At 48.6% G+C, this 21,996-nt stretch carries 24 protein-coding genes; 5 read left to right on the top strand and 19 right to left on the bottom strand.

The window, feature by feature from the left end; translation table 11 throughout:
* Positions 1-4 precede the first annotated feature (4 nt).
* From HGT70_RS15580 to gpt, 12 genes are all read right to left on the bottom strand, one after another.
* Positions 5-1,081: a 3-deoxy-7-phosphoheptulonate synthase gene (locus HGT70_RS15580; RefSeq protein ID WP_071431397.1), complete on the bottom strand. Its 1,077-nt coding sequence runs from the start codon at positions 1,079-1,081 to the stop codon at positions 5-7.
* 264 nt (positions 1,082-1,345) lie between these two features.
* Positions 1,346-1,828 (bottom strand): DUF986 family protein, encoded by a 483-nt coding sequence (locus tag HGT70_RS15575; protein WP_214196489.1) that lies wholly within the window; start codon positions 1,826-1,828, stop codon positions 1,346-1,348.
* A 28-nt stretch (positions 1,829-1,856) separates the two neighbouring features.
* Positions 1,857-2,705, bottom strand: a complete 849-nt coding sequence (locus HGT70_RS15570; RefSeq protein WP_071431401.1) for a PTS mannose transporter subunit IID — start codon at positions 2,703-2,705, stop codon at positions 1,857-1,859.
* Positions 2,706-2,716: 11 nt separating this feature from the next.
* Positions 2,717-3,517 carry a PTS mannose/fructose/sorbose transporter subunit IIC gene (locus HGT70_RS15565; protein WP_214196488.1) on the bottom strand — a complete coding sequence of 267 codons (801 nt, stop codon included), beginning with the start codon at positions 3,515-3,517 and terminating at the stop codon, positions 2,717-2,719.
* Positions 3,518-3,566: 49 nt separating this feature from the next.
* The gene (gene manX / locus HGT70_RS15560) at positions 3,567-4,529 is read right to left on the bottom strand and encodes a PTS mannose transporter subunit IIAB (protein WP_214196487.1); all 963 of its coding nucleotides are present in this window, start codon (positions 4,527-4,529) and stop codon (positions 3,567-3,569) included.
* Between the two features lie 179 nt (positions 4,530-4,708).
* On the bottom strand, positions 4,709-5,905 hold the full coding sequence (gene manA / locus HGT70_RS15555; protein ID WP_071431407.1) for a mannose-6-phosphate isomerase, class I: 1,197 nt from the start codon (positions 5,903-5,905) through the stop codon (positions 4,709-4,711).
* On the bottom strand, positions 5,898-6,032 hold the full coding sequence (locus HGT70_RS16760; protein WP_277753439.1) for a hypothetical protein: 135 nt from the start codon (positions 6,030-6,032) through the stop codon (positions 5,898-5,900). The genes manA and HGT70_RS16760 overlap by 8 nt, the downstream gene beginning before the upstream one ends.
* Positions 6,033-6,294: 262 nt before the next feature.
* Entirely contained in the window at positions 6,295-6,687 is a 393-nt protein-coding gene (locus HGT70_RS15550; protein ID WP_214196486.1) for an RcnB family protein, read from the bottom strand.
* Between the two features lie 138 nt (positions 6,688-6,825).
* Entirely contained in the window at positions 6,826-8,082 is a 1,257-nt protein-coding gene (locus HGT70_RS15545; protein ID WP_214196485.1) for a glutamate-5-semialdehyde dehydrogenase, read from the bottom strand.
* A gap of 6 nt (positions 8,083-8,088) precedes the next feature.
* The gene (gene proB / locus HGT70_RS15540) at positions 8,089-9,192 is read right to left on the bottom strand and encodes a glutamate 5-kinase (RefSeq protein ID WP_071431413.1); all 1,104 of its coding nucleotides are present in this window, start codon (positions 9,190-9,192) and stop codon (positions 8,089-8,091) included.
* A 117-nt stretch (positions 9,193-9,309) separates the two neighbouring features.
* Positions 9,310-9,702 carry a sigma factor-binding protein Crl gene (crl, locus tag HGT70_RS15535; protein ID WP_071431415.1) on the bottom strand — a complete coding sequence of 131 codons (393 nt, stop codon included), beginning with the start codon at positions 9,700-9,702 and terminating at the stop codon, positions 9,310-9,312.
* A 109-nt stretch (positions 9,703-9,811) separates the two neighbouring features.
* Positions 9,812-10,270 (bottom strand): xanthine phosphoribosyltransferase, encoded by a 459-nt coding sequence (gpt, locus tag HGT70_RS15530; RefSeq protein ID WP_071431418.1) that lies wholly within the window; start codon positions 10,268-10,270, stop codon positions 9,812-9,814.
* 235 nt (positions 10,271-10,505) lie between these two features.
* Here gpt and pepD point away from each other — a divergent pair, with 235 nt between their 5' ends.
* Together pepD and HGT70_RS15520 are read left to right on the top strand one after the other, a co-directional pair.
* A complete protein-coding gene (gene pepD, locus HGT70_RS15525; RefSeq protein ID WP_214196484.1) occupies positions 10,506-11,963 on the top strand; it encodes a beta-Ala-His dipeptidase in 1,458 nt (485 codons plus the stop codon).
* Positions 11,964-12,017: 54 nt separating this feature from the next.
* The gene (locus HGT70_RS15520) at positions 12,018-12,887 is read left to right on the top strand and encodes an alpha/beta hydrolase (RefSeq protein WP_214196483.1); all 870 of its coding nucleotides are present in this window, start codon (positions 12,018-12,020) and stop codon (positions 12,885-12,887) included.
* Here HGT70_RS15520 and dinB read toward each other — a convergent pair.
* Complete coding sequence (dinB, locus tag HGT70_RS15515) at positions 12,878-13,933, bottom strand: DNA polymerase IV (protein ID WP_214196482.1); 1,056 nt, start codon at positions 13,931-13,933, stop codon at positions 12,878-12,880. The genes HGT70_RS15520 and dinB overlap by 10 nt on opposite strands.
* 277 nt (positions 13,934-14,210) lie before the next feature.
* On the opposite strand from dinB, the gene dpaA reads away from it, so the two are divergent.
* Positions 14,211-14,984 (top strand): peptidoglycan meso-diaminopimelic acid protein amidase, encoded by a 774-nt coding sequence (gene dpaA / locus HGT70_RS15510; RefSeq protein WP_214196481.1) that lies wholly within the window; start codon positions 14,211-14,213, stop codon positions 14,982-14,984.
* Here dpaA and HGT70_RS15505 read toward each other — a convergent pair.
* Positions 14,937-15,722 carry a class II glutamine amidotransferase gene (locus HGT70_RS15505; protein WP_071431426.1) on the bottom strand — a complete coding sequence of 262 codons (786 nt, stop codon included), beginning with the start codon at positions 15,720-15,722 and terminating at the stop codon, positions 14,937-14,939. The two genes, dpaA and HGT70_RS15505, sit on opposite strands and share 48 nt — an antisense overlap.
* 121 nt (positions 15,723-15,843) lie before the next feature.
* The gene (lpcA, locus tag HGT70_RS15500; RefSeq protein WP_071431428.1) at positions 15,844-16,431 is read right to left on the bottom strand and encodes a D-sedoheptulose 7-phosphate isomerase; all 588 of its coding nucleotides are present in this window, start codon (positions 16,429-16,431) and stop codon (positions 15,844-15,846) included.
* A 231-nt stretch (positions 16,432-16,662) separates the two neighbouring features.
* On the opposite strand from lpcA, the gene HGT70_RS15495 reads away from it, so the two are divergent.
* Positions 16,663-17,823: a pyridoxal phosphate-dependent aminotransferase gene (locus tag HGT70_RS15495; protein WP_214196480.1), complete on the top strand. Its 1,161-nt coding sequence runs from the start codon at positions 16,663-16,665 to the stop codon at positions 17,821-17,823.
* Complete coding sequence (locus HGT70_RS15490) at positions 17,811-18,596, top strand: amidohydrolase (RefSeq protein WP_214196479.1); 786 nt, start codon at positions 17,811-17,813, stop codon at positions 18,594-18,596. The genes HGT70_RS15495 and HGT70_RS15490 overlap by 13 nt, the downstream gene beginning before the upstream one ends.
* Here HGT70_RS15490 and uraH read toward each other — a convergent pair.
* The 4 genes from uraH to HGT70_RS15470 are packed head-to-tail and all read right to left on the bottom strand — an operon-like array spanning position 18,576 to position 21,915.
* Positions 18,576-18,911, bottom strand: coding sequence for a hydroxyisourate hydrolase (uraH, locus tag HGT70_RS15485; protein ID WP_071431434.1), 336 nt, complete (start codon positions 18,909-18,911; stop codon positions 18,576-18,578). The genes HGT70_RS15490 and uraH overlap by 21 nt on opposite strands.
* A complete protein-coding gene (gene uraD / locus HGT70_RS15480) occupies positions 18,908-19,405 on the bottom strand; it encodes a 2-oxo-4-hydroxy-4-carboxy-5-ureidoimidazoline decarboxylase (RefSeq protein WP_071431436.1) in 498 nt (165 codons plus the stop codon). Before uraD ends, uraH begins: the two co-directional genes overlap by 4 nt.
* Positions 19,383-20,678: an allantoate amidohydrolase gene (gene hpxK / locus HGT70_RS15475; RefSeq protein WP_214196478.1), complete on the bottom strand. Its 1,296-nt coding sequence runs from the start codon at positions 20,676-20,678 to the stop codon at positions 19,383-19,385. The genes uraD and hpxK overlap by 23 nt, the downstream gene beginning before the upstream one ends.
* Positions 20,671-21,915, bottom strand: a complete 1,245-nt coding sequence (locus HGT70_RS15470; protein WP_214196477.1) for a pyridoxal-phosphate-dependent aminotransferase family protein — start codon at positions 21,913-21,915, stop codon at positions 20,671-20,673. Before HGT70_RS15470 ends, hpxK begins: the two co-directional genes overlap by 8 nt.
* Between the last annotated feature and the right edge of the window lie 81 nt (positions 21,916-21,996).

Raw genomic sequence — 21,996 nt, 5'->3', positions numbered from 1 at the left:
TTATTTACCCTTCTACTGTGCTTGAGGTGATGATAGCACTCATTGCAGAGGCAAGTTTTTTTAATAGTTGCTCCGTTGTTTGCCAATCAATACACGCGTCCGTCACGGATACCCCGTACTGCATTTCAGCACGTGGAAGTTCAGACGATTGGCTACCTTCAAATAGATGGCTCTCTAGCATAATGCCTGTGATCGAACGGTTACCCGCCTCCAGTTGCTCCAGTACACTTTGGGCAACCGCTGGCTGACGTCGGTAATCCTTATTTGAATTACCATGGCTACAGTCGACCATTAGAGATGGCTTCAGCCCTGCCTTCTTCATTTCTGTTTCGCATTGAGCGATATCTTCGGGATGATAGTTAGGCGACTTACCGCCTCGTAAAATAACGTGACCATCGCCATTACCTTGAGTCTGGAGTAAACAAACTTGTCCTTGTTGGTTAATCCCTACAAAACGGTGTGGCATCGCCGCTGCTCGCATAGCATTGATTGCGGTACCTAAACTTCCGTCAGTTCCGTTTTTAAATCCGACAGGCATTGATAACCCAGATGCCATTTCGCGGTGAGTTTGTGACTCAGTCGTTCTTGCGCCAATGGCAGACCAGCTAAATAAATCACCTAGAAATTGTGGAGAATTAGGATCGAGCGCTTCAGTTGCCAACGGAAGGCCCATTGCGACAAGCTCAACGAGTAGTTGGCGTGCTAGCTTTAATCCTTGCTCAATATCGAAGGATCCATCCATATGGGGGTCGTTAATCAGCCCTTTCCAACCCACAGTAGTGCGTGGCTTCTCAAAATAAACACGCATAACTAGGTATAAAGAATCGCTGACCTCCTCGGCCAACTTTTTATAATGTGCGGCATATTCCAGCGCCGCCTGCGGATCATGAATGGAGCAGGGGCCACATACCACTAATAAACGAGGGTCTTTGCCGGCAATAATGTTGGCAATGGTTTGTCGGGAATCTTGGACTTGCTGCTGCTGGGTTGCAGTCAGTGGAAACAGCTCTTTCAGTTCTGCAGGAGTAATCATTACCGTTTCATCGGTGATATGAACATTGTTCAAGGCATCTTTTTGCATAACATTACCTGACGTCAATAAGGGGGGCCATTACGACCAATGACACCACCATATCACAACAGGTAAAGATTTCAATCCAATAAGAATGCAAGTGTAATAATAATTTTACAACACGGAGTTAATATCAGACATAAAAACCAAAGATCGTAAATAATTAATTACACACTCTGTTATTGTAGACCTGAATAGCTAGAAATAGACGGTAATTTTCTATCCCCTTTCGGGTGAGTAAACCGATTTATTACTAATAGATATCATTATCCTCTAGGCCGGTTGTGCAATAATATGCCGGTAAAGACGCTCCAAATCTTCTAATTTTGTTGCGTTGACAATGACTTGCTCTCGCGGCAATTGCAATACTAATACGCCCTCTTTCGTTAACTGATAGTGACTAATCTGTGGCCAGCGAATGAAACGTCCTTTGATAACGATACCCTCTGCTTTAATTAGCGCAACTGGCTGACGTATCCACCCAAACCATACCGATAGCAACACAAGTCCTAATAATAAACTTCCCGTCAACGGGCTCTCTGCACGCATCAGTTGTTGGGCGAAAACGATTAAGAGTAAAACGATAAATATTGCGATGTCTTTACGTGGCGCACGGCGCAGTACAATCGTGAACTGTGTAGAGGAAAAGCGCAGCTTAATAAGCCATTCACTGTACACCGCACATGCTAACCCTAGTGTAACGAGTAAGATTAAGATAACCGTATGTATCGCCATTGTTCCTCTCCGCCAATTCATATCCCGGCACCTAAGCCGGGATGTTCCCCTATACGCCTAAGAGTCCAGACCAATAGCCGAGAATCCCAATCACAAAGAACCCCATAATAATCCATAGCGCATTGACTTTATTACGTAGTAACCACATGCAGCCGAAAGTTAAGAGTAAAGGGACGAGTCCAGGCATTAGTTGGTCAAGGATATTCTGTACGGTCGTGACTGTTTCTCCCCCAGTACTATCAGGGACTCTAGACACGACCAAGGGGATATTGACATGCGTCCACTTATTGACCAGCGCACCGAGGACAAACAGGCCAAGAATTGAGGCACCCTCGGTCAATTTCTGTAGAAAGCCGCCTCCCATATCCTTCACAATATCAATGCCTTTTTTATAGCCGTAGGCAATTCCGTAATAACGGGTAAGCAAGCGCACAGCATTGAAGAGTACAAAGAACAAGATCGGCCCGAGTAAACTTCCACTCATCGCGATGCCGGCTCCCAATGCGGCAAATACAGGCCGCACAGTCCCCCAGTAAATAGGATCTCCTACTCCGGCTAAGGGCCCCATCAACCCAACTTTAATACCATTGATCGCCCCGTCGTCAATCTCAGCCCCGTTTGCTCGCTGCTCTTCCATGGCTAAGGTCACCCCTAAAATAGGGGCTGCGACATAGGGATGAGTGTTAAAAAACTCTAGGTGACGTTTGATCGCTTGACGCCTTGCCTCATTATTCTCTGGATAAAGCCGTTTAATCGCCGGAACCATCGAGAAGCAAAAACCTAACGCTTGCATACGTTCAAAATTCCAAGAACCTTGAAAGAGATTAGAGCGGATAAATACCCCGCGGATATCACTCTGCGTTAGTTTTTTTTCATTTACCTGCGTTACATCTACCATAGCGGCTACCCCTAATCGAGTTCGTTATCTAAATCCTGCGATGTTGGCGCGGGATGGGAAACTGCAGTGGAACGGTTATATTTTGGACTAAGCTGGATATAAAGGATGGCCATTACCGCCCCTATAACGCCTAGGGCGACCAAGTTAAAATTCGTAAATGCGGCCGTAACAAAGCCTAGGTAGAAGAAAGGCATCAAGTAACCCGCACGCATCATATTGATTACCATCGCATAACCAACCACTACGATCATTCCGCCAGCGATATTGAGACCATTTGTGACCACTGTAGGGATCTGACTCAATAGGTTTTGTACCTCGCTCGTTCCGACAGAAATCGCAACAATAAGCGCGGGAATAGCGATACGCATCGCCTGCAGAAAAAGGGCTGATACATGGATCCACGAAAGCGACGTTAAATTACCTTTATCTGCTGCACGATCGGCTGCGTGCTGAAAACCCACGGTTATGGTCCGTACGATAATGGTAAAAACTTGGCCCGCAGCGGCTAGGGGGATCGCTAACGCAATTCCCGCACCAATACTTTGCTGGCCGGCAATAACTAGGATTGTAGAAATAATCGAGGCAAGCGCCGCATCTGGCGCAACCGCCGCACCGATATTCATCCACCCCAAAGCGATCATCTCTAGGGTTCCCCCAATAATAATCCCTGATTTTATATCTCCCAGTACTAGACCAATTAACGTACAGGCGATTAGCGGGCGATGAAACTGGAATTCATCAAGAATGGATTCCATACCGGCAATACAAGCGATAACAAATACGAGCACAATTTGAAGCGTTGTAATCTCCATCGTATGTCTCCTGGTTACGACTAAGAGTAGCGCCATCCTGAAACGGCATTTATGCTGACAATTTATGAATAAGTTCAATCATCTGTAGGCGAGTGTCAGAAGAGACTTTACGGACTTCAAGTTCAATACCTTGCGAGGCAAGCTGTTTAAATGCGTCAATATCCTGTTGATCCACCGATACGGCATTAGTGACCATCGTTTTCCCCTGACGAAAAGCCATACCACCAATATTGACCGAATTAATTTTTACCCCCCCTTCAACCACACGTAACACATCTATTGGCGAGGTAAACAACAGCATCACGCGCTCCCCGGCATACTTAGGATTGTTATAGACGCGGATCATTTTCGCGATATCGACGACATGTGCCGAAACCCCGGGAGGAGCGACCTGTTTAAGTAACGTAGCTCTGACTTGATCCGCGGCAACCTGATCACTGACTACAATGATGCGCGTTACACGGGTCTCTTTTGTCCAACGAGTGGCTACTTGACCGTGAATGAGGCGATCATCGATCCGTGCTAAACCTATTTGCATAAAGCTATTGGGAGAGGTAGAACTCGTTGAAGCGGGAGCCTTAACCTCGATATGCGGTTGTGCGCCTAAGGGCGAAGGAGCATCTTTAAAGACTCTAACCCCTTCCCTTCCCGCCTCTAGCGCGATGGCGATTAGCTCATCAAAAGTAGGGCCGTCATCTCTTGCCATAAAGGTTTCGATCAACATGGGGATGTTGACCCCCGCAATCACATTGAAAGTTGCCTGATCGTTCGCTAAACGCGTTGCCGCATTAAATGGGCTCCCTCCCCATGTATCGGTAAGAAACAATACCCCTTCTGACGTGGATAAGCCTGAAAGCACGTGCTGATATTTTTCAATTAAGGTGTCGGTATTCTCCCCTGCGATAAAATCGACTGCCCCTACATTCGTTTGTTCGCCTAATAACATCTCAGTCGTTTTGAGTAGCTGTTCAGCTGCTCGGCCATGGGTGGCAATCACGATTGCTATAGTCAAAGAACCCCCTACTCGGTTGTGGCACGCTAGATGAATGACTGAATAATAAAATTCTTACTAACATGAAGCTTGAGTAGCTTATGCCTTGCCACAGATTAAATATGTGATGAAAAGCATTAGTTTAGGAATAAACTCACAACAATTGATTGGTGTATTAGATGCTGATCACAAATATGGCCTTACCCCCCCTTAACGGTCCGCGTCTTTCCCCCTACGGTTGCCATTACGCACGTGCCTTGCCCTTCTAGGTTAAACGCGCCGTTATGAGCGGGAATAAACGCAGATTCACCTAAGTTAAGCGTTAGTTGGGTGTTAGGAATATCGAGAGTACATTTACCTTCTAGGCAAAATATCAATACCGGGTAGTCGTTAGTATTAAAACAACACGAGGTGGGCAGTGTTATGACAGATAAGGCAAAGTCGTCAGCCGGGACGTCGTAATCGTCAATACCCTTGTGTCGTGATGGAGGAAAGATTAATTTTTCAAGAGAGGTTTCTTTAAACGAGACGTTCTTCACCAATTCATTAATATCAACGTGTTTATCAGTTAGACCTGCCCGTAAAACGTTATCGGAATTAGCCATTATTTCAATCCCCACGCCTTGTAAGTAAGTATGAGGGGTCCCTGCGGTGAGGTACATCGCTTGTCCAGGTTTAAGCCTAATCATGTTGAGAAGTAATGGCATAAACACTCCAACATCCTCGGGCCAATAGGTAGCAAGCCTGACAATAGTCAGCCAAGGCTCCCCCTTTGTCGCCTTGGCTACCCGAAGCAGCTGGGTAAGTGCTTGATGTTTCTGCTCGTCCTTCAGCCGTAAATAAGTAATGAATAGCTGCCGTAAGGTATTAGCTGTTGGATTCTTGATAAAAAGGTTAACCGCGGGAAGACGGTTTTCGAGAGCCTGCAAAGACTGAATAATTTCGGCAAAAGGTTTGAAACCGTTCAATGCGGTAAATGGGCTCAATGCATAGATAAGTTCGGGTTTATGATTGGCATCTCGATAGTTTCTATTCGGATGATTCAAGGGAATACCCTGTATGTTTTCACGTTCGAAACCGGCCTTTGCCGCAATAAGGTTAGGGTGAACTTGAATAGATAAAGGCTGGTCCGCGGCAAGAATTTTCATCAGAAAGGGTAATTGACGATAATTATTCCATGTCGCCTGCCCAAGCATTACCAAAGGATTATCCGCTATTTCTTTCTCTAAGCTGTGCCACGCACCTCGTATAAATATTTGCGAGCTGGCGCTAGGATGTGCCCCCATCCACAACTCTGCCATGGGTGACTGTTGCGGATTCGCAATACCAAAGCGGTCAGTCAATGCGGTGCGAGATCCCCATGTATAATGTTGAACCTTATTATTGAGTTTATACATCTTCGGCCACCCGCAAATTTCGTTGTCCACCATGGGGTACTGACGGTTGGCACTGCTGAGTGGGCGCGATAAACCAGGATTGGGCAATCTGTGGGAAAAAACGATACGTAAAATGCGTGTCCTTCATCCTTAACAATATCCTTCTAGCAGTCGAGTATCCAAAGTTCGTAGTACTCAATACGACTCGTCATGCTATAGCTACAATATTGGGCGAGTTAAATCTGTGAACTGTGATTTGTTTAATTATGAGAGAGGTAGTTTATCGAGAGATAATATCGCATCGATCACAGATATAGGGATAAGGGATGGCCACTGCCTTGCGGATATTACCTGAGTACTTGAGATAATAGGGCTAAAGCCTTTTTATTTTTGGCTTTAGCCGGTAGGGATTAATTATTGAGGATGAGGGAGGTTATGACGCCAGTGGCTACCGCCATCAACACATAGTTACCATTAATATTGGCCCATCGCTGTCCATGAGGCGGTGCCCCTAGCCCATGTCGATGCCAGTCATTAACCCAATAGCGGTCTTGATAATAACGGTGAGGATACCGGCCACCAGGTCGAAAGTGGTGCCCCCCGTAGTAGAAGTCGCGCTCAGCATAGCGTGAGTGATGATCCCGGTTATGATCGCGCCAGCCCCGGTGATCATGCCAGCGAGGTCCTGGATAGTCGTGCCTTTCCCAGCGATCATGGTCATGATGATGGTCATGGGCATAAGCCATGACCAATGGATTGCAGGTCAATGCTAGCATTACCAGCACTAAAGGTCTTTTACGCATAACGTCTCACTTGAGCCAAAAAAGTAAATGAATTATGCGGATAACTTTAACCGTTACCATCAGGATTACTCTTGATTGGTATCAGTGGAGTATGTCTAAAGTTGTCAAAACCTTTTATTTCCTAACGAAATCTTATCACTAGCGACGTAATGTGTTCTGTCCCCAACATACCCATTTATAGGTAGTCAGAGCTTCCAACCCCATCGGCCCTCTGGCATGAAGTTTTTGCGTGCTTACCGCGACCTCTGCGCCGAGCCCGAATTGCCCGCCATCGGTGAAGCGCGTACTCGCATTAACATAGACGGCTGCTGAATCGACCTGTTTCACAAATTCTTGTGCATGCTGATAACTTTCCGTCAAAATTCCATCGGAATGCTGAGTGCCATACTCACGAATGTGCGCAACCGCTTCCTGTAGGTTATTGACCGCTTTCACATTAAGATCTAGCGACAACCACTCGTCGCGATAATGTTCTTCGGTCGCTACTGCCACGTTTTTATCTTCAAATAAAGGATGTGACACTAATGATGGATCAATGTGTAAGGTGATCCCTTCTTGCTCCATGCGCGCGATAAATGACGGTAAAAAAGTAGTTAACTGCGCAGCGTGAATGAGTAACGTTTCTAACGAGTTACAGGCACTAGGGCGCTGTTTTTTCGCATTAACGATAACCTTAAGGGCTTCAGCATTGTTCATCGTCTCGTCGACATAAAGGTGACAAACGCCTATTCCACCGGTAATGACTGGTATGGTCGACTGCTCACGACATAATTTGTGTAAACCGGCTCCTCCTCGCGGGATCAACATATCGACATATTTATCTAGCTTCAATAGTTGCGTTACCCACTTCCGGTCAGGATCATCGATAGCCTGTACCGCACTGCTAGGCAGGCCATGCTCTGCCAGCGCCTGCTGAATGACGTTGACGGTTTGTGTATTAGTTCGATACGTCTCCTTTCCTCCGCGCAGAATCGCTGCATTACCGGTTTTCAAACAGAGGGTAGCTACATCAATTGTCACGTTTGGGCGTGCTTCATAGATAATGGCCACAACACCCAAAGGGACTCGCCGACGCTCGATTTTCAAACCGCTATCTAACTGACCACCATCGACCACTTGTCCGATCGGGTCACTTAACTGACAGACCTTACGGACATCGTTGGCGATATCTGCCAACCGTTCAACGGTAAGTGTTAAGCGATCGATGAGGGCGGGTGAGAGCTGTTGTGCCACGGCATCTGCAACATCCAATTGGTTTGCGGCAAGAATTTCGCTGGCTTTTTCATTTAGCTTATCCGCGATCGTCATTAGTAACTGGTTTTTATCTTGTGCACTCAATGACGCAAGCTGGTAAGCAGCGGCCTTAGCTTGCTGCCCCATAAGTTCAATATTCATCTTAAGTTATCCTATGATCATATCATCACGATGCACAGCAACCGAGCCGTATTCATAGCCCAAGATTTCACTGATAGCCTGACTATGCTTACCGGCAATCATACGTAACGCATCACTGTTGTAACGTGAAACACCATGCGCAATGTCATTACCTTGTGGATCACGAATGGCGATAACTTCGCCACGGGAGAAATTCCCCGAGATTTCGATGATACCCTTAGGGAGCAATGAACTTCCTCGTTCGAGTAAAGCCGTGAGCGCCCCTGCGTCGATAACGGCAGAACCGGCAGGTGGCGCGCCAAAAATCCAGTGCTTGCGGCTTTCTAGTCGATGTTCTTGCGCGTGGAAAAGAGTCCCCGCTTTGTCACCATTCAATACATGACTGATAACGATAGGCTGATCACCCGGTGCGATAATAACGTCAATGCCTGCTCGACAAGCGACTTCTGCGGCCTGCAATTTAGTGGCCATCCCACCCGTCCCTAATCCCGACACACTCCCCCCAGCCATCATTTTCAGGGAGTCATCAATCTGGTAAACGTCTTCAATCAGTGTCGCATTCGGGTCGTGGCGAGGGTCAGCCGTGAAGAGCCCCTGTTGATCGGTTAACAATAATAATTTGTCTGCATCGGAAAGAATGGCGGCCAATGCGGACAAGTTATCGTTATCCCCTACTTTGATTTCGGCAGTAGCGACCGCATCGTTTTCGTTGATCACCGGCACAATTCGTTGCTCTAACAATGCGTGTAGCATGTCGCGAGCATTGAGGAAACGCTCTCTATCTTCCATATCGGCACGAGTAATCAACATCTGCCCGATATGAATGCCATAGATGGCGAAAAGTTGTTCCCAAATCTGTATGAGGCGGCACTGCCCCACTGCAGCCAAAAGTTGTTTCGACGCAATGGTGGGGGGCAGTTCGGGGTAGTTTAGATGCTCTCTGCCTGCTGCGATAGCACCAGACGTGACGACAACGATACGGTGACCGGCTTGCATGGCAAGCGCGCATTGGCGCACTATCTCAACCATTCTTGCACGATTCAGTTGACGAGAACCGCCGGTGAGCACACTGGTTCCTAATTTGACCACTAAGGTCTGACTACCGCTCATAATACCTACTACCCCGATTGCTAAGTGAGTGCACAGTTGTATCAGGACAGCTAGAACTTGCCAATAGCTATGCTTACGCTTAGCGCAACTTAATACAAAAAGGGCGAGCTTCGCTGATTAAAGCGTCAAAGACGGTTCAAAATCGCTGGCAGGAATGAGAGGGGCATTCAGTTCATTCATCAGGGCTTCAAGACGTGGAAAGAATTTTTGCAAACTCGCCTCGGCCTCTAGGCGGTCAGTCTCACGCTTGATTTCCACAGGAACCCACTGTCCCGCTTTATCGTACAGACCGAAGTCAAAGCGATAATCGAAATGAGTTTCCTGCGCATCGAGTACTAACCACCATCCCCAGAACTCTCTTTTTTCTGGCGCGGGCTTGATGTTGGTACAAACCGCCAGGCAATCAAAGAAGAAACGCTGTTCTTCGCATTGATCCTCGCGCAGGTAAGGACCTAACTCATTAAACTTTACAATGTAACGGCCTCTGAAGTGGCCTCCGGGTAACGCCATCTGACTACACTCCTATCACCGAACTCGGTTATGAAAGTTACTTTTAGCAGACTTACCCTTAAATGAAAATAATAAAAAAAAACAGCACCCGCAGGTGCTGTTTTTTTCATCAATTCTTCACTAACGGTGGAATGAAGGTGATCCCCATATCCCAAGGCTGCTCAATCCAGGTATCCTGTGGAATATCCACAACATAATCATCCACTAGTGGGCGGCCTGCTGGTTTGGCAAAAATTGTTACGAAACGCGCTTTGTGGTACATCTCACGAACGACCTTAGCCGTACCGCCAGTATCGACGAGATCGTCAATTACAATGAATCCTTCACCATCGCCTTCCGCGCGTTTTAAAATTTTCATTTCACGCTGGTGATCATGGTCGTAGCTTGAAATACATACGGTATCGACGTGGCGGATACCCAGCTCACGAGCAAGTAGCGCAGCAGGAACTAATCCACCGCGGCTCACTGCGATGATGCCTTTCCACTGTTCAACTGGCAGTAATTTCTCGGCCAACTGACGGGCGTGAATTTGCAGCATGTCCCAAGTAACGACGTATTTTTGACTCATAATAATCAGGCTCCGATCAACAGCGTTGATCTGGTGAATGGACAAACGAAAAAAAGTTTGCGCGTGATTATAAGGATAACATCAGACAAAAACTAGTGTTGACGCCAAGATTGACTTTTTTTCGGTATAAATATCTGCTTGACGGCGAATAATGATATGCTTTCACTACACATTATAGCTGCTATATGGCCAAGTAACCGGGGTTAGACCCCCCTACTTTTACAGGAGACGTATTATGTCTGAACTGTCTCAACTATCCCCACAACCTCTATGGGATTTTTTTGCCAAAATCTGTTCTATTCCGCATCCTTCTTATCATGAAGAAGCCTTAGCCACCTATATTGTCGAGTGGGCTAACGAGCAACAATTATGGTGCGAACGAGATGCAACAGGCAACATTCTAATCCGTAAACCCGCGACAACGGGAATGGAGAATCGTAAACCTGTTGCGCTACAAGCTCATTTAGATATGGTTCCGCAAAAAAATAATGCCACTGAACACGACTTTGCACGCGATCCTATACAACCTTGGGTAGACGGCGAGTGGCTTAAGGCTCGTGGCACCACGCTTGGCGCAGATAATGGGATCGGTATGGCCTCCGCATTAGCGGTACTGGCTGATGAGCAGGTTGAGCATGGACCACTCGAAGTGTTACTGACCATGACCGAAGAAGCGGGGATGGAAGGTGCATTCGGCTTACAACCCAACTGGCTACAAGCCGAAATTTTGATTAATACCGACTCGGAAGAGGAAGGCGAAGTCTACATGGGCTGTGCCGGAGGTATCGATTTCCTCTCCGAACTCACTATTCAGCGTGAAGCCATCCCTGCTGATTATCAAATACTTGAAGTGAGCCTTAAGGGCTTACGTGGCGGCCACTCTGGTGCCGATATCCATTTAGGGCTAGGGAATGCAACGAAGCTTTTAGCTCGCTTCTTTGCCGAGTACCGTGACCACCTAGAGTTACGTCTCGTTGATTTCAAGGGCGGCAACTTACGTAATGCCATCCCTCGTGAGGCTAATGCAGTCGTAGCGATTGCTGCCGAACATGCCCCGCGCTTGAAACAAGCCCTAAACGAATACCTTGTCGTTCTACAAAACGAAGTCGCGCCAAAGGATAAAAATGTCACCTTGGAAGTGCAGCCAACCTCGCACACCGGCCAAGCATTAACCGTTGAAAGCCGCGATCGATTTATTAATCTATTAAACGCAACGCCCAATGGTGTCATTCGTAACTCCGACGTCGCGCCAGGTGTGGTTGAAACATCGTTAAATATTGGTATTGTGGCCTTAGAAGAAGACCAAGCAAAGATCTACTGCCTGATCCGCTCACTTATAGATAGTGGAAAAGACTATGTCGTATCAATGCTTCATTCACTGGGCTCTCTAGCCAACGCGAAAACGCAAGCCTCGGGTAGTTATCCAGGATGGCAGCCAGATGCCGATTCCGCCATTATGGCGTTAACGCGTGAAATCTATTTAGATCTTTTCGGCAAAAAACCAAATATCCAGGTTATTCACGCAGGCCTTGAGTGTGGTCTGTTCCGTAAGCCTTATCCGCAGTTAGATATGGTATCTATCGGGCCGACTATCACTGGACCCCATTCACCGGACGAACAAGTCCACATTGGTAGCGTGGCGCTTTATTGGCAGCTGTTGACCACACTATTGAAAGCTGTCCCTACCAAGTAAGTCATTCGCTAGGCGTTTAGGCGCCTAGCGATATATCAATACGTCGCGAGGCCGATGATGTCCACTCGTCTATTGTTACTCCTCTTCTGCCTTCCTCTCTCAGTTCGGGCGATGGAGACCACCATTGCACTCTGGCCTAGCAACAGCGCACAAGTGAGACCTGGTCCAGCCGCAGTTGTCTCGAAAAAAGGGGCAATCATACAGGTTAACGCCCCCTTCTTAAGCTTCTACCCCCCGGATCACTTCAACGGAAAAACCGTACTCATTGCCGCGGGTGGCGGATACCGTAGGATCCAACAAGCGAAAGAAGCACTGCCCGCCGCGCAGTTTTTAGCCCGACACGGGTTTCGCGCCTATGTCTTGACTTATCGTCTTCCCTCTAATGCATGGCCGGAAGGCAAAGATGCGGCTATTGCAGATGTTCGACAAGCCTTAAAAAAACTCAAGCCCACCAACCCTCAGCTTAGCGTACTTGGCTTTTCGGCAGGTGCGCATCTATTAGCATTGGCGATAAACCGCCCAGACTATCGCGTGATACAACATACTGATAAGCCTCGTATTGAGGGAATGGCACTCATTTATCCAATTGTTACTCTAGAGGCGCCGTACACTCACAGTCGAACTCACCAAATACTTGTTGGCCATCACGCAACGCCTAGTGAAGAGAAACAGTGGTCGGTACAAACCGTCATTAATGATGATTCTCCACCGCTGTTTGTCGTCGAGGCGGATGATGATCCCATTGCCCCCCCGATTCATGGCCAGCGACTCAATGCCGCCGCCACGTCCCACCATATTCCAATGCAGTGGTTTCGCTATCCGTCTGGGGGCCATGGTTTTGGCTTAGGAAAAGCCGGTACGCCGGTTTCAGAATGGCCTCAGCGTTACTTAGTATGGCTTAATCGGTTAGCTGATCAGAGTTGAAGCGGTAGCTGGCGTTCGACTTGCGGGTCCAATAAGTTAACATGCAGGCCGACAAGCCTTACCGAGCGACCTTGGCGTCGCTGCTCCCAGAGCTGATGAGCAATATCGATGAAATCTTGCTTAGTTAACTCGGTCCAGATATGTTCCTGGGTCGTCTGCTGAAAGTCAGAGAACTTGAATTTAACCCCTTGTCGCGCAATGCGTAAGTCGGGGCGGACTTGCCTCAAGCGGCGTTCTAATTCTAGATAAAGTGTTTCGATAACCTGCAGGCAGTCTGACCAGTGCTTGATATCCTGCGCTAGCGTCGTTTCGACTCCAACAGATTTACGGAGTCGATGGCTTTCCACATCCCGAAGATCGATGCCCTGACTCTTCTCCCACAAGCTACGGCCAAATTTACCAAACGTTTTAAGAAGTAAACCAAGCTCTACTTTTTGAATATCTGCACAGGTATACAGCCCTAACTCAGCCAACTTCCGCGACGACACCTCACCCACCCCAGGTATCTTGGCGAGCGGTAACGTTTGTAAAAACGGATCCACGTGATGGGGAGGAATGACATATACACCATCTGGCTTATTAATTTCCGAGGCAATTTTCGCGAGAAATTTAATGGGTGCGACACCTGCCGAGGCGGTTAAGCCGGTCTCGACGAAAATTGCGCGACGAATTTCTTCTGCAATCAGCGTCGCCGATCCCTGACAAGCAGTACAGTCGGTTACGTCGAGATAAGCCTCATCCAAGGAAAGGGGTTCGACCTTCGAGGTATAACGTTTGAAAATCTGTTGTATTTGCGCCGACGCCTGTTTGTAAGCATCGAATCGCCCAGGTAGCAGTGTTAAATGCGGACATAGTTTTAGTGCGGTCGCCGTCGGCATTGCACTTTTTACACCATAGCGGCGCGCAGGATAATTAGCAGTGCTAATTACACCACGTCGTTCACGGCTTCCGCCAATCGCAATAGGGATATCTTTTAATGCGGGGTTATCTCGCATTTCGACAGCCGCATAAAAGCAATCCATATCAACATGAATAATTTTACGCATCTATCCCCTCCCTACGGATCATTCCAGTACTGTATAAACAACCAGTCAGTATTGCAAGTTTCCTTGAGGGCGTAATGGGATCTGCGATAGAAATAGGTGAATATGGGTAGGAAGATGAGCTGCGATTCAGCCGCACTTTTTTTAACAAAAAAAGCGTTACGAAAGCTTGATTAAAAGAACAACAGTGATAATGTTGCGCAGATAAACTGATCTACTGCAATAGCTTTAATTCTGATTGCAGGTCGTCCCCACCGATTACCACCAAGGTACACCTAGCATGCGTATTTTCGCACTACTCTTTGCGATATTGTTTTCCTGTAATGTGTTCTCACAAGAAGTCATTCCTTTGTCTAATGCCTTACAAGCACCGGTCAGCGATCAGCTGAAAAAAGAGCTTATCGGCTCCCCCGTGTTTATTCAGATTTTCAAGTCTGAGCGTACGCTTGAACTCTATGCGAAAGTCGGCAACCAATTCCGTCTACTTAATCGCTTTAATATCTGTAAATTCTCCGGTGGCTTAGGACCTAAACGAGTACAAGGGGATTTCAAAAGCCCTGAAGGTTTTTACACCATTGGTGCCTCCCAGCTCCACCCCGATAGTCACTATTATCGGGCTATCAATCTAGGTTTTCCTAATCAATACGACCGGGTAAACGGTTACAATGGTAACTACCTAATGATACACGGCGACTGTGTCTCGATCGGCTGCTACGCCATGACCAATAGCGGCATCGACCAAATTTTTAAATATGTCACCGCCGCATTTAATAACGGGCAGACGCAGATTGAAGTGAATATTTATCCTTTCCGAATGACCGACGATAACATGCGTCGTTATGCAGGATCTCAGTACATTAGCTTTTGGAAACAGCTAAAACCTGGCTATGACTACTTCGAGAAATATAAGCAACCACCGGTGATTGCGGTCATGAATAACCAGTACATCGTCAACGGTCAAAGTAACGGAACGCCAGGGCCACGTGGCAATCCGTTCCAGACACCATCACCCAGCGCGACTAAGACTTTTTTGGCCTTCACCCAGGCAAAATAGCTTCCACTCACCTGGCATAATTTTATGCCAGGTCTCATTACCAGTGAGCGGCTGTGTCGCCACCACCGTTACCACATCATGAGCGGTAGTCTGCTTCATAAAATCCACCTCTACATCTTGATCGATAAGCGTTGCCTTGCCGAAGGGAGCACGGCGGGTGATCCAATGAAGATGTGTTGAGCAGAAGGCCATCAGATAACGACCATCGGAAAGTAGCATATTAAACACCCCCAGTGCTCTCAGCTCATCCGCTAACTCGGCAATATAACGGAAGACAGACGTCCAATTCTTGGGAGTCTGCGGGTAGCGTTGCGCCAGATTATGAAGGATCCAACAAAAAGCACGTTCGCTATCCGTCTCACCGACTGGCCGAAACTGCCCCGTTTCGAGATGGCGATAACCTTTTAGTTGGCCATTGTGCGCATAGGTCCAATGGCGTCCCCACAGTTCTCGTGTGAAAGGGTGGGTATTTTCTAAGGCGACCTTACCCCGATTAGCTTGTCGTATATGAGCGATAACAGAATGCGACTTGATCGGATATTCTTGCACTAGACGTGCAATAGGGGATTCACAGCTAGGCAATGGGTCTTTAAAGGTTCGGCATCCCTTCCCTTCGTAAAAAGTGATGCCCCACCCGTCTTTATGCGGACCTGTGCCGCCGCCACGTTGAACGAGTCCTGAAAAGCTAAAACAGATATCAGTAGGGACATTTGCGCTCATCCCAAGCAGCTCACACATGCAATTGACCTCAATAACAACGTACCAGTCTCTTAACGCCGATACTTGTCAATCAATAGCATGCTCTGCACGATGCTGCAACGGGGTAAAGCGCGGTATCTCAATAACAAAAAGGAAAAACTTATATCGAAACGCGCTGCATCTCTTTCTCGATCAGCAGAATAAGAATATGGATGATTTTGATATGGACCTCTTGGATCCGGTCGGCATAACCAAAATGGGGGACACGGATTTCGACATCCGCTGTCCCTTCCATTTTACCGCCATCCTTGCCAGTGAGCGTAATGACCTTCATCCCTTTACTCCGCGCAGCCGCGATGGCCCGAATGATATTCGCTGAGTTCCCGGACGTCGAAATCCCGAGGAGCACATCACCAGATTGCCCAACGGCTTCAATAAATCTCGAAAAAACCTGCTCGTAACCAAAATCATTACTGACGCAAGATAAGTGGCTAACGTCAGAGATGGCGATAGCTGGATAGCCAGGACGGTCTTCGCGGTAACGACCGGTCAGCTCCTCTGCAAAGTGCATGGCATCGCAATGTGAACCACCATTGCCACAAGATAATACCTTTCCACCCTGTTTGAAGCTTGCAGCCAGTAGCTCTGCAGCCTGTTGAATCGCCTGAAGGTTGGCGTCTTGACTGAGGAATTGCTCAAGCGTTTTAGCCGCCTCATTCAACTCATCTCGGATCAGATCGTGGTACATATAAATTCCTTGTGGAAGGCGCAAAAATTTAGGTGCCAAGTGTAGCCCATTAGTATTTCTGTGCAATATAACGGGGGGCATTTAGGAGGCTTTCTTTGCGCGCCCGCTCCCAAACCTGCAAAAAAATAACCCACACAATCCATTATAGACATCCAAACGTCTATATTGCGAATTCGATGCGCCCTGTTATAGTGGTTAATCTTCGTACTCAAGACGACATAGAGGTAAGCCATGACTCGTGCATCACCCGTTCCAGAGAGTAAGCTCCCCGCATTAGGGACGACTATTTTTACGACCATGAGTGCCCTCGCGCAAAAATCCGGCGCAATTAATCTCTCTCAGGGGTTCCCCGATTTTAGCGGTCCTGAGTACCTGCAACACCGTCTGGCTTACCACGTGCAACAAGGTGCGAACCAGTACGCACCGATGTCGGGCGCCTCAGTGCTACGCGACGCGATAAGCAAAAAAATCGCGCGTTGTTATGGTTGTCAGGTTAACAGCGAGAGTGAAATTACCGTCACCGCAGGGGCCACCGAGGCACTATTTTCGGCCATTACTGCGTTAGTTAAGCCCGGAGATGAAGTCGTCTGTTTCGAACCTAGCTACGATAGCTATGCGCCGGCCGTGCAGCTCGCGGGTGGAACCATGAAGCATGTGCGCTTATCCCCTCCGGATTTTTCGCCGAATTGGGCGCAGTTTGCCGCGTTAGTCACGGATAAAACACGGCTAGTAATTATTAACACGCCGCATAATCCTAGCGCGAGTACTTGGCAACAACAGGATTTCGAGGCGCTATGGGATGCCATTGCCGATAAGCCGATTTTCGTCTTGAGTGATGAAGTGTACGAGCATATCTGTTTCGCTGAAAATGGTCATTACAGCCTGTTGCAGCATGCTGGCTTACGTGAAAGGGGAATTGTTGTCTCATCGTTTGGCAAGACCTATCATATGACGGGTTGGAAAGTCGGATATAGTGTGGCTCCCCCTTCCCTCACCGCAGAGATCCGTAAAATCCATCAGTACCTCACTTTCTCGGTGCACACACCTTCCCAGCTTGCCTTAGCCGATATGCTTGAGCATATGCCCGAGCATGACCAGCAGCTTCCGGCTTTTTATCAGCAGCGCCGCGATTATTTTGTCGATGCTCTACAGGCGAGTCGTTTCACCCTGCTCCCCTGCCAAGGCACCTACTTTTTACTCTTAGACTACTCAGCCATCTCCGATCTCAACGATGTCGATTTTTGCCTCTTCCTTACAGAAAAAGTTGGGGTAGCCGCGATCCCCCTCTCGGTATTTTGCCGCGAAGAGTTTCCTCATCGCTTAATAAGGATCTGTTTCGCAAAAGAAGAGAGTACTCTACGCGCAGCGGCGGAGAAACTATGTCAACTCTAAGCGTCAGCGTTTTACAACAGCCTATCGTCTGGATGGAGGGAGAGGCGAACCTCGAACATTTTGCTCAGCAAATCGCTCAAGCACCCGATAGTCATTTGTTAGTACTTCCTGAAATGTTCACGACTGGCTTTGCCATGCAGGCTGCTACTCATTCCCTCAGTGAAGAGCGGGTTCTCGATTGGCTACGAACCCAAGCTGCTCTAAAACACACTGCAATTTGTGGAAGCGCGGCGATCCAACTCGCTGAGGGAGCTGTCAATCGCTTCTATTTCGTGACGGAGGAGGGAGAGTATCACTACTACGACAAGCGTCATCTGTTTCGGATGGCCGAGGAACATCACCACTATCAGCCGGGGGATCGCCGGGTAATTATCGACTATCGAGGGTGGCGCATCTTACCGCAAATTTGCTACGACCTACGTTTTCCCGTGTTTTCACGTAATACGGGCAATGACTACGACCTGATTATTTACGTGGCAAGCTGGCCTGCTGCACGTGCCATGCATTGGCAAACTTTGTTGCTAGCTAGAGCGATTGAAAACCAGAGCTGGGTAATTGGCTGTAACCGCGTCGGAACCGATAATAATGGTCTATCTTATCAAGGAGATAGCCAGATAATCTCGCCGCAAGGAGAGATTATTGCACAGGCCTCCCCCGGTGAAGCCACCCTGATCATAGCCGCGCTCGACCACCAACGTGTTAGTGACCATCGTCGAGTCTTTCCCGCCTGGCAAGACGCAGATACCTTCCGTTTAACTTCCCCGGTAGGTTGACCACGAGTTGGGCGTGATAAGATAAGGAAGGTGGAAGTGCTCGCCAGTTTGATTGATCACAAAATCGATCTGCGCAGTTAGGTAAAGCGATAACCGGTCAGTGCGCGCAAAATAATCACCGATCTCTGCGGTAAGCCGGTAGTGCCCTGGACCAATAGGTTCAGGGGTCAGGCTTTTCAAACGCCCATCACTATCGGTTCTTCCCTCCGCTAGAAGCAGCCACCCTTCCGGGGTTAACTGCTCTAATGCAATCGCAACCTGGTTCGCGGGCTTACCTAACGCGGTATCAAGAATATGTGTCGTAATAGTACTCATTGAATAGCCTCCTGCAGTCGTAATAGGGTAATTTCACGGAGCTGTTCGAGGCTCACCTCAATATCCTCAGCGTCGCTAAGACACAAGCGTTCCGTTAATGCGTTGAGGATATCTGTTGGCGAGCGGCCTTTGGCTCGGATCAAAAATACACGATGAAATCGTTGTTCATAGCGCTGATTACCCACCCGAATTGCCTCTCTACTCTGATAATCAGACTCTTGAACTGCAGCTTGCTCGCGACGCGAGGCTTGAGCCTCCGACGTCGCTCCCTCGGGCTTCTCACCAATACGTGGATGAGCACTCAACGCCAAGAGGAGTTCGTCTTCCCCCCACCCCAGTGTTAACTCATGCGCAACAGAATAGAGCTGCGCCGAATCACAAAAAGGCCGATGAGCCACCAGCTGTTGTTGCCAATTGGCTAGTGCAACACAATGAGCGATAGCTTGCTGAGCGGCATCGTTATCGCTGTTATTAAACTGTTTGAGTGAGAGCATCAGTTTTATAGTCTCGTAAAGGCGCGGCCGTTAGCTGCACCGCGCGTGTAAAGGCTTGGATCCCTGCCGCGACGTCCTGTACGGTGACCGCCTCAGCGGGGTGATGACTGATCCCTTTTTCGCAACGGACAAAAATCATCGCAACGGGCCACTTCGCCGCAATCGCAATCGCATCATGTCCGGCACCACTTGACAGTTGCGGTGCACAACCCTGTACATCGCTGACAGCCTGCGTACACGCCTCACGTAAGCGATGGTCACAGGCTGTCGCCGGAATATGGTAATACTCTTCAGCGGTAAACACGATGCTTCGATCTGCAGCAATAGCACGTGCTTGAGAAAGCAGTAACTGTAGCAACGCGCTGAGCGGTGCATCCTCCGGCCCACGAATATCTAAGCTAAGAGTGACCTCTCCCGGAATAACATTGACCGCCCCAGGTGAACAATTGATTTGCCCGACGGTCGCCACTAGCCCGCCCCCTGCCGCAGTCGTTTCTTTTTCAATTGCGACCATCCACTGTGCAGCAGCGGCTAGCGCGTCTTGGCGCTGAGTCATCGGTACGGTACCCGCATGCCCTGCTAGCCCTGTAAATTGACAGGTTAAACGATGAGCCCCATTAATCGCGGTAACAACACCTAAAGGGAGATTTTCCGCTTCTAAGCAAGGTCCTTGTTCGATATGTAGCTCTAAATAGGCGCTAATAGCCTCAGGGCTTCGCGCCGCCTGGTGTATCTTAAGCGGATCGAGCTGTTGAGCAATCATCGCTTGGCGTACGCTAATGCCTTGACTATCAGTCTTATCGAGCCAATCACTCGGCCACTGACCGGTGATACCTTTGCTCCCCAGTAAAGTGATCCCGAATCGAGTACCTTCCTCGTCGGCGAATCCAATAATCTCCACTGCATTGGAGAGACGAATTCCCTGCTGATGGAGCCAACTCACCCCCTCGATTGCAGTGAGTACGCCCAATGGACCATCGTAGCGTCCCGCATTACGTACAGAATCAAGATGCGACCCTAACAACACTGCGGGCGCGCCCTCTGTCAGGCCTTCGTAGCGGCCGCAGATATTCCCCACCTCATCCTGCCAAACGGACATTCCCGCCGCTTCCATCCATTGCTGAACTTGACGATTAGCGTGGAAGTGTTGGTCCGAAAGATAAACGCGGGTCAACTCTCCGGCAGTTTCACTGATAGCGGCCAGACTATCACAACGTTGCATGACGCGTTGTGCCGCACTCCCGGCTATCGCCTTTGGTATCAGATTAGACATATGCATCCGCCGCTTGATAGTGATCCCATGCAGCTTGTAACGCCGCCCCTTGAACCGTTTTGAACCCCACGCGATATAAAACAGCCTCAAGCGCGGTCAGGGTTTGCATCACACAACTTTTACGGGCGTTATATCCCATTGTCCCAATACGCCAGACTTTGCCATGCAGAGGTCCGAACGATGTTCCTATTTCAATACCGAAATCGTTAAGCATTAAGTGGCGGACCTCATCGCCCACCACCCCCTCGGGAATATAAACGCCGAGCACATTATTCATCTTATGCTTGATATCGCCAAAGACCTGTAACCCCATCGCTTGGATGCCGTGGAGCATAGCCTCGCCATGCAGCTGGTGGCGGGCGATTCCAGCGTCTAGTCCCTCTTCTAAAATAAGGCGAGCGGCTTCATAAGCGCCAAATAGTGCGCTAGTGGCTTCAGTATGATGGTTCAAACGCTCAGGCCCCCAATAATCGAGGATCATGCCCAGATCGAAATAGTTGGAGTAGATCATCTCCTCATCGCCTTGTTGATGTTCCGCCGTACGGATCCCTTGCTCGACACATTTACGTTTACGGATCTCATCGACGATACGATCACTTAGCGTGATGGGAGAAGTGCCAGAGGGGCCACACAAGCACTTTTGCATTCCTGCGGACACTGCGTCGATCCCCCAAGCATCGGTATCTAGCCGGTTACCGGCTAGCGACGCCGTCGCATCGGTATAGAGCAGTACCCCGTGCCGACGACAAATCTCACCAAGATGTTCGAGGGGCTGCAGCATCGTCGTAGACGTATCACCTTGCACCGTTAGTAATAAACGCGGTTTAACTTTTTTAATCGCCTCTTCAATACGATCCGCACTAAACACCTCCCCCCACGGCACTTCAATCGTGTGGACGTCGGCACGACAGCGGCGCGCTACCTCACACAATAAATGGCCGAAGCGACCAAAGACGGGCACCAATACTCTGTCGCCAGGGCGAATGGTTGAAACCAAGATAGCCTCAATTCCCGCACGCGAGGTGCCATCAATTAATAAGGTCCATGGGTTTTGCGTATTAAAAACCCCGCGGTAGAGCGTCATGACCTGATTCATATAGTCAGTCATCGCCGGATCATATTGCCCAAGAAGTTGACTCGACATGGCACGTAATACCCGTGGATCCGCGTTAATAGGGCCGGGACCCATGAGTAAACGTGGTGGGGGATTTATTTGAGAAAAAGATGAAATATCCATAATCGAGTCCTTGGTGATTGAAACTAAAAATTCTTATCTAGAACTACTGCAACAATTGTGCCAGACAATTTTCTTGTCAGG

Source organism: Rosenbergiella collisarenosi (genome assembly GCF_018494085.1).
Taxonomy (GTDB): domain Bacteria; phylum Pseudomonadota; class Gammaproteobacteria; order Enterobacterales; family Enterobacteriaceae; genus Rosenbergiella; species Rosenbergiella collisarenosi.
The sequence above is the reverse complement of the archived record's forward strand: the minus strand, read 5'-3'. Positions and strand labels throughout refer to the sequence as shown.

Excerpts from the sequence above, each read along its gene's own strand:
- dpaA (WP_214196481.1), top strand. The coding sequence starts at position 14,211 with ATGCGTATTTTCGCACTACTCTTTGCGATATTGTTTTCCTGTAATGTG.
- HGT70_RS16760 (WP_277753439.1), bottom strand. The coding sequence starts at position 6,032 with ATGAAGGACACGCATTTTACGTATCGTTTTTTCCCACAGATTGCCCAA.
- HGT70_RS15505 (WP_071431426.1), bottom strand. The coding sequence starts at position 15,722 with ATGTGTGAGCTGCTTGGGATGAGCGCAAATGTCCCTACTGATATCTGT.
- uraD (WP_071431436.1), bottom strand. The coding sequence starts at position 19,405 with ATGCTCTCACTCAAACAGTTTAATAACAGCGATAACGATGCCGCTCAG.
- gpt (WP_071431418.1), bottom strand. The coding sequence starts at position 10,270 with ATGAGTCAAAAATACGTCGTTACTTGGGACATGCTGCAAATTCACGCC.
- HGT70_RS15575 (WP_214196489.1), bottom strand. The coding sequence starts at position 1,828 with ATGAATTGGCGGAGAGGAACAATGGCGATACATACGGTTATCTTAATC.
- manA (WP_071431407.1), bottom strand. The coding sequence starts at position 5,905 with ATGTATAAACTCAATAATAAGGTTCAACATTATACATGGGGATCTCGC.
- proB (WP_071431413.1), bottom strand. The coding sequence starts at position 9,192 with ATGAGCGGTAGTCAGACCTTAGTGGTCAAATTAGGAACCAGTGTGCTC.
- HGT70_RS15580 (WP_071431397.1), bottom strand. The coding sequence starts at position 1,081 with ATGCAAAAAGATGCCTTGAACAATGTTCATATCACCGATGAAACGGTA.
- HGT70_RS15520 (WP_214196483.1), top strand. The coding sequence starts at position 12,018 with ATGATGTCCACTCGTCTATTGTTACTCCTCTTCTGCCTTCCTCTCTCA.
- HGT70_RS15565 (WP_214196488.1), bottom strand. The coding sequence starts at position 3,517 with ATGGAGATTACAACGCTTCAAATTGTGCTCGTATTTGTTATCGCTTGT.
- pepD (WP_214196484.1), top strand. The coding sequence starts at position 10,506 with ATGTCTGAACTGTCTCAACTATCCCCACAACCTCTATGGGATTTTTTT.
- HGT70_RS15545 (WP_214196485.1), bottom strand. The coding sequence starts at position 8,082 with ATGAATATTGAACTTATGGGGCAGCAAGCTAAGGCCGCTGCTTACCAG.
- dinB (WP_214196482.1), bottom strand. The coding sequence starts at position 13,933 with ATGCGTAAAATTATTCATGTTGATATGGATTGCTTTTATGCGGCTGTC.
- HGT70_RS15570 (WP_071431401.1), bottom strand. The coding sequence starts at position 2,705 with ATGGTAGATGTAACGCAGGTAAATGAAAAAAAACTAACGCAGAGTGAT.
- HGT70_RS15495 (WP_214196480.1), top strand. The coding sequence starts at position 16,663 with ATGACTCGTGCATCACCCGTTCCAGAGAGTAAGCTCCCCGCATTAGGG.
- HGT70_RS15490 (WP_214196479.1), top strand. The coding sequence starts at position 17,811 with ATGTCAACTCTAAGCGTCAGCGTTTTACAACAGCCTATCGTCTGGATG.
- HGT70_RS15550 (WP_214196486.1), bottom strand. The coding sequence starts at position 6,687 with ATGCGTAAAAGACCTTTAGTGCTGGTAATGCTAGCATTGACCTGCAAT.
- hpxK (WP_214196478.1), bottom strand. The coding sequence starts at position 20,678 with ATGTCTAATCTGATACCAAAGGCGATAGCCGGGAGTGCGGCACAACGC.
- uraH (WP_071431434.1), bottom strand. The coding sequence starts at position 18,911 with ATGAGTACTATTACGACACATATTCTTGATACCGCGTTAGGTAAGCCC.
- HGT70_RS15470 (WP_214196477.1), bottom strand. The coding sequence starts at position 21,915 with ATGGATATTTCATCTTTTTCTCAAATAAATCCCCCACCACGTTTACTC.
- crl (WP_071431415.1), bottom strand. The coding sequence starts at position 9,702 with ATGGCGTTACCCGGAGGCCACTTCAGAGGCCGTTACATTGTAAAGTTT.
- lpcA (WP_071431428.1), bottom strand. The coding sequence starts at position 16,431 with ATGTACCACGATCTGATCCGAGATGAGTTGAATGAGGCGGCTAAAACG.